The 6,183-nt window shown below is 41.8% G+C and carries 2 protein-coding genes and 4 pseudogenes; 3 read left to right on the top strand and 3 right to left on the bottom strand.

Annotated elements, in window-relative coordinates:
• Window positions 1-230: 230 nt before the first annotated feature.
• Entirely contained in the window at window positions 231-1,778 is a 1,548-nt protein-coding gene (locus LC605_RS30500; protein WP_229551160.1) for a hypothetical protein, read from the top strand.
• Here LC605_RS30500 and LC605_RS30495 read toward each other — a convergent pair.
• Together LC605_RS30495 and LC605_RS30490 are read right to left on the bottom strand one after the other, a co-directional pair.
• Window positions 1,768-3,046 (bottom strand): annotated as a pseudogene (locus LC605_RS30495) (RNA-guided endonuclease InsQ/TnpB family protein). The gene LC605_RS30500 and the pseudogene LC605_RS30495 sit on opposite strands and share 11 nt — an antisense overlap.
• 489 nt (window positions 3,047-3,535) lie before the next feature.
• Window positions 3,536-4,030: a hypothetical protein gene (locus LC605_RS30490; RefSeq protein ID WP_229551159.1), complete on the bottom strand. Its 495-nt coding sequence runs from the start codon at window positions 4,028-4,030 to the stop codon at window positions 3,536-3,538.
• 170 nt (window positions 4,031-4,200) lie between these two features.
• Between LC605_RS30490 and LC605_RS30485 the strand changes: the two are divergent.
• A pseudogene (locus tag LC605_RS30485) lies at window positions 4,201-4,296 on the top strand (sigma-70 factor domain-containing protein); the annotation flags it as partial.
• Between the two features lie 526 nt (window positions 4,297-4,822).
• Window positions 4,823-5,722, top strand: a pseudogene (locus LC605_RS30480) (IS4 family transposase); the annotation flags it as partial.
• Here LC605_RS30480 and LC605_RS30475 read toward each other — a convergent pair.
• A pseudogene (locus LC605_RS30475) lies at window positions 5,619-6,059 on the bottom strand (bifunctional DNA primase/helicase); the annotation flags it as partial. The pseudogenes LC605_RS30480 and LC605_RS30475 overlap by 104 nt on opposite strands.
• Window positions 6,060-6,183 lie beyond the last annotated feature (124 nt).

Raw genomic sequence — 6,183 nt, 5'->3', positions numbered from 1 at the left:
TTCTTAGGCTTTAGGCGTTTAACTCAGTTGGACTCAGTTTGAAAAATAACTGGGGTAATTTATGATGCGTAGATTGTAAGTTCGCGTAAATCAAACGCGAACACTTCTTTTTTGTCCAAAGTCCAAAAGATGAACTTGAAGTTGCACGAAAAGAAAATGATACTCAAGCGATCCCTAAAAAAGTTTCTAATTTTGCGTTCGCGGCTTTCCCCAATGAGATTGTATCCCGCTTGGACGAACTGCAATTTACTGATCTCAAATTAGTCACGCTCTCTAACGAGGCAAACCAATTTTTGGGCAGAGAATGGAAGAAAGATGAAAAACACCCCATAGAAATCAGAGCCAGCCACCACCCAGTCGGACATGAACGCCACGTTTCCAGACTAATGTTTGTCCAGGATACTGACGGCGAATATAAGGAATTCGCCATGCTCTCAACCAGAACTGCACAGCTTCCCATTGGTACAAAGGCGCAAGCTAATTTCATTGGCGTAGAACCTGCCACTGCCAAAGCAATTATTGGACTGCCAGGAAACGAGCCGATTGAAATTACTATCCGCGAACTCAAAAACTTCTCTTATCCAGGACTTGTTTTTAACGCCGAACCTATAAACTTAGAATTCGGCACTGTGCCGGTGACTGATAAAACAGTAAAAATCAAACTTGATGGCAAAACTTTGGGTGAGTTAGACAGTGATTCTGTCCAGCAATTAAAACAAATTGATTACCTGAAAAATGGTAATCCTCTAAAATTAAAGCTCACGTCAATCTCCGAAACTGGAGATCAAGCTTTTGTGCTGGGTGAGTCTCCTAATGGGAATTTACTCAAAATTAATAAAATTAACTTTTATGATTTTTCTGGTCAGTCGTTCAATGATCAAGATTACCGAAAACTGACTATCGATTTGCCACCATATAAAACCAGAGATGCTGTGTTTTTAAATGGTGAACCATTGGGGGTATTACATTTCAAAAAAGACTTGGACGCGCTCAGACAGCTTGGACTACTCAAAACCGGACAACTTACACCCGCACCCGCTATTATTCAAAGTAATTTTTCTGTTATTTGCGCTCAAATTGATCCAAGGAGCGTTGAATATCCCCAGAAGTGGACGAAGGAATTTCAGATTTTTTCGACTCAATCGGTTAATCCCCAACAACTGTATATGATTTCTCGTAGTGCGAAAATTCTACATCATATTAAAGAGCGTCCTACTTTCTTATTTTCTACAGAATCAAACAAAAAGCTTGGAGTCATGGGCTTGGCTGTTGATAACCAGAAAGCTGAGACTGTAACTAAATGGTTAACTGCTCAAAAAGTTGAATTTCAACAAGTACCAATAGAAGATGTTATCAGGGAAACTAAAAAAGGTCTAGCGGTATTTAACTTGGTTAGTAGTTCAATTCCTCCCAAAACTTTGGATAATATGACTAAGAAATTTGGGGCAATTATTGAGTCTACCCTTGAGTATCAGCAAAGAGTTAGCTCCCTCGCCACACGACCGCAGTTTTTGAAATCTCCATCTCAATTAACGCAATCCCCGCCTCAACAAAGCGCTCAATTGCACCCAACCCAAGATATTCAAAATGTCGCCTCAAGAGGCATCAAAGGCAAACCGATTCCCATGAACTACCCATTAATGATGCATGGTGACACCAATCTTTTACCCGTAGATACTTGCATTGATGCCATGCGCGGATACGGCAGAACTCATACCACTAGAGCTTACGAACCTTACAAACAGTATGGATATGAACTACCCCACCCTACTTCGTAGAGGGTGGGGTTTCTACATCCCCACCCGTAGAGCAAAATTTTTGACGCTTCGCACGACCTAGTTGCTTCATACTTCCCGCAGACTTTCGTTTACGAGTGCCTGAAATAGAGCTAGAATCATCTGCGTCTAAGAGGTTGGTTCCCAACCCCTGTAGATTATTTGAGTACCAAAGCAACATAACTTCTGCGGATGCAATATCGCGTTGTTGATGATATCCACAGTTATAGCAAACGTGCTGGCGCTGTGATAAATCATTTTTTTCTTGATGCCCACATTTTGGGCAAGTTTGAGATGGTTTCACCTGACGTGTCGGAACTTCCACGAATAATCCGCCAACATCTGACAACTTCGCTTTTAGAGCGTCTTTTATCATGCCCATCCCGACATCAAGAATCGATTTATTTAGTCCAGCTTTCTGTTTCTTGCGCTTACCCTTCTTGGCTTTGGCACTCATTTTTTTCACTTCTAGCTACGAGCGTGACTACCGTGCTGTTACCGCTAATAATTCGTGTAGTCTCTTGATGCACCCAGTTTTGGCGCTGGTTGGCAACTTTTCTATTCAGCTTGCTAACCTGCTTCTGGGCTTTCTTCCACCTTCTAGAAGCCTTAGTCTTTTTCTTGAAATTGGGTGAACGTTTACGACGTTTAGCTTTGCTTAATTGCTTGTTTCGTTTATCTGCTTTCCTCAAAAATCTAGGCGCAGAAACTAATCCGTCCTCGACTCCAGTAGTCCAGGCAATAGCATCATTACATCCTAAATCAATTGCAATAACCCCGTCATCAGTTTTGCGGCTATTCTTGAGCAAGATTTCATCAACTTCTAAAACGATACTTGCATACCATTTTCCGTTGCGGTAAACAATATCCATCGCTTTAGGATGTCCCCAAAGTCTAGCTTTTCCTCGCATCTGGATTTGACCAATCTTAGCCAATTCTAAATAGCCATTATCTCCTGTGCTGTGCGCTTTCCAACCTGTAAAGCTTGGATAACTCCAACCGGAATAATGCCTAATTGACTTGAATCTAGGATACTTTGCCAATCCTTTAAAGAAGCGTTGAAACGCAAAATCAACACGCTTCAAAGTTGATTGCAGCGCTTGTGAATTAACTTGCTTGTATTCTGTCCAAACGTCCTTGAAGTCAGGCAAACAATTTTGCTGTTCAAAGTACGAAACGGATAGCCCAAGCTTCTTGTAAGAATTGACTCTTATGATTTGGCGCTTAATTCCCACTCCAAAGATTTGGCGATCGCGCACAAGAATGGCCATGTAATTCTAAATGTGCAATCTGGGCAAGTGCAAATTAATAAAGTGACCCCTCAAGTTTTGCAGGATTTTGAAGCTGCCAATACTAAGCTTGATCAAAGTTTAGAGAACAAAAAACAAACAGCAGAATTGCAGAGATAAAATAAATCCGTGAAATACGCAATTTTAGTCCAAATTGGCGGATAAATAATAGCAGCAGAAGACGCAGATTATGGGGATTACAAAGGTTTCCTGAAATGCCCTGTATGCAAAGAACCAGTATTTTTGAGGAAGGCGCATTCCAGGAATGATTTAGAGATTCCTTCCTCGTTTGTGCATCACAAAGCAGTTCCAGAGGTTTCCGTTTGTGAGCTAAGAGTGGTATTGTCCAGAGCAGTATCGAAAGAACAGTCAGTTGATGCACAGTCCGTTGCTTGCATCCTGCTCAGAAATGTTGAAATGTTGAACTTGAGCGATCGCCAATATCAAGTGATCGCTCCATTCAATTCAAACTCAGGCAGCATTCTTGCGCGGTCTACCTGGTTTTCCTGGAGCTTTGGTAAATGTAACATGTGCAGTAGTGTCAGTAGTTTTCGTCGCTTTGCCTTTAAGGGAAGTAGATTTTTTGGCAGTTTTAGCCTTAGATTTCGATTGCACTTGTGCTGCTGGTGGTAGTAGCCTTAGTAAAGGAAATTGGAGTACAACTGGTTGAGTTTCGATAAAACTGTTGTGAGGCTCTAGTTCTAATGTCCAGGGGTCGGAAATTTCCTCAAAATGTGATGTAACGAAGGGGATTTGTTGAGGTTCGACTTCTAGTTGTTTAGTGTTAGATAGTAGTTCAAATTGAGGCGCTGTTACTGTAGATTTGGAACTGGTGCCAGATTGTGCAATTGCAATAGGTGGTAATGGCACAACATAAAGTCCGTCGATCAAATCGAAAATCATTAGAGCAACAAAGCTCATGACTATAACTTCAATAGCTTGGGTGAGTGTAGATTGAATATCCATTGTATTTTTCCGAATTCTTTAATGTTCACAAAAGTTCCGCGAAGCGCTAACAGACTCTTAATCAAGTACGAGGCGAATACACTCATGTTTAAAAAGGAATATGAGTTTCTTCATCTTCCAAGATCATTACTATTTACTGTTGATTAACTATTCTCTTACTTCACCCAAAAATGGCTAACCCAACTCCCGACATAGTTCGTTCTTACCTCCTTCAAATCGGACGCTATTCTCTACTAACTCCTGAGCAGGAAATCTCTTGTGCCAGAAAAGTGCAGATGATGGTGGGAATTAAACAGAAACAATTTGAACTCGCTTGGCAAAAACCCGCTTTGATTTTTGGTAGTTTGATTGTAGGTATTTTGATTGGTGGGACAGTGATTGCTAATATTACTCACCAGTCACAACCTGAAACAACTATTGCTACATCACCTGCACCTGGCAATACTGCTCGGTTAAGGAAAATAGAGGGTAAAAACAGAGAAATTATGTTCGCGTGTTGAATACGAGAAGGAAGTGGATTTTCCAGAACTTACTTTTTTTCTAGAAGGCCTTGGTACAAATCTGCCCAGCTAAGTCTGAGAGAATCGATACATGACTGTAGAGACTGAATTTGAGTTCTGCGAGCCACTTCCATGACAGCATCAATATGAGCAGGGCTACCAGCTTTGCCCAAATGCTTATATTTGCTCAATTTATCTGGAAGTCTTGTGGGAAAGATCGGTGATGTTGCATGTAACTTATAGTACCAATAAGTTGCACTAGGACTATGTGCTTGATAGCGCAAAACACAGCAGCCCAGGTGCTTTTTTAGGTGGGCTGAGGATAATGGCAATAGACGGAACAGTTTTTGATGTGACTGACACTCAAGAAAATGCCAGAGTATTTGGTTATCCTGGTTCTCCCAAAGGGACATATCCAGCATTTCCTAAAGCCAGATTAGTTTTTTTGGTAGAAGCAGGTACTCATTTAATTACCGATGCCTTTATTAGTCCCTATCGAATTGGTGAAAGAAAAGGGGCTTTAAAACTACTACGAAGTGTTGCTCCTGGTATGTTATTAATGTGGGACAGAGGGTTGCATTCCTTCAAGATGGTTCATGCAGCAATCAATCAGAAATGCCATTTTTTAGGTCGTGTCCCAGCCCATGTAAAATTGGAAGTTGTTAAAGTTTTGGATGATGGTTCTTATTTGTCGTGGATTGCGCCTGATGGTAGGTCTAAAAAGAAGGGCGCAACCCGAATGACCATCCGCGTAATTGAATATATTGTTGAAGAAGATGGGGTAGAAAAAGTTTATCGTCTGATTACAGATTTGATGGATATTAAGACTTTTCGCGCATTGCTTCTAGCGACTGAGTATCACCAGCGTTGGGAGGCAGAAAACACTTTGGATGAATTAAAAGTTCATCTTAATGGTCGAAAAACTCCTATTCGCTCTAAAAATCCTCGGGAAGTAGTCCAAGAAATTTATGGTTGGTTGTTAGGACATTATTGCATACGTGCAACCATGTTTCAAAGTGCAACAATAGGCGGAATTTCACCTTTACGGTTAAGTTTTACCGGAAGTTTAAGAGTGATTCGACGTGCTATTCGGCATTGGCAACTTTACGATAATGTTCTTCATCAATGGCGATACCTGCCGCCTTCATCCATCGAGATGCCCCCTCATCAGAACTATCTCCGGCAGAAATAATCCTATTGCCCATTTCTGATAACAGCGATCGCAGATCAGCGCGTAAATTATTAATCGACCAGTTGCGCTGCGCCTCAATCTGACAAGAAGCATCCAATGCCCAGTCTTTTTCTGCGCCACGTCTGCCCGTTTCTCTGTCAATGCGAATCAGAAAAGCGGTCATTTCATTCTTCTGGAGAATTTTCTCCTTGATGCGACGGGCGTTGGTTTCGGCATAACCAAATGGAGGGCGTGGTGCAACCCAAACGTGCATGGGGACATTGGGACGATACCGCCATAACTGTTGAGCGCATTCTGTAGCCGATTGTGAAACAGCATGAAACACACCGAATATGATCGCAACACTTCATCCTGGACTTTCGCCTGCTCCGTCACGACACGGGAGCAGTGCTCCAAAGTTAGGTGCTTAAAATTCGGGTGCTAAATCACCTATTTAGGGTTGCGTAGGCGCAGCCCAACCT

The sequence above is a fragment of the Nostoc sp. CHAB 5836 genome, assembly GCF_020829445.1.
Lineage (GTDB): Bacteria > Cyanobacteriota > Cyanobacteriia > Cyanobacteriales > Nostocaceae > Nostoc.
The sequence above is the reverse complement of the archived record's forward strand: the minus strand, read 5'-3'. Positions and strand labels throughout refer to the sequence as shown.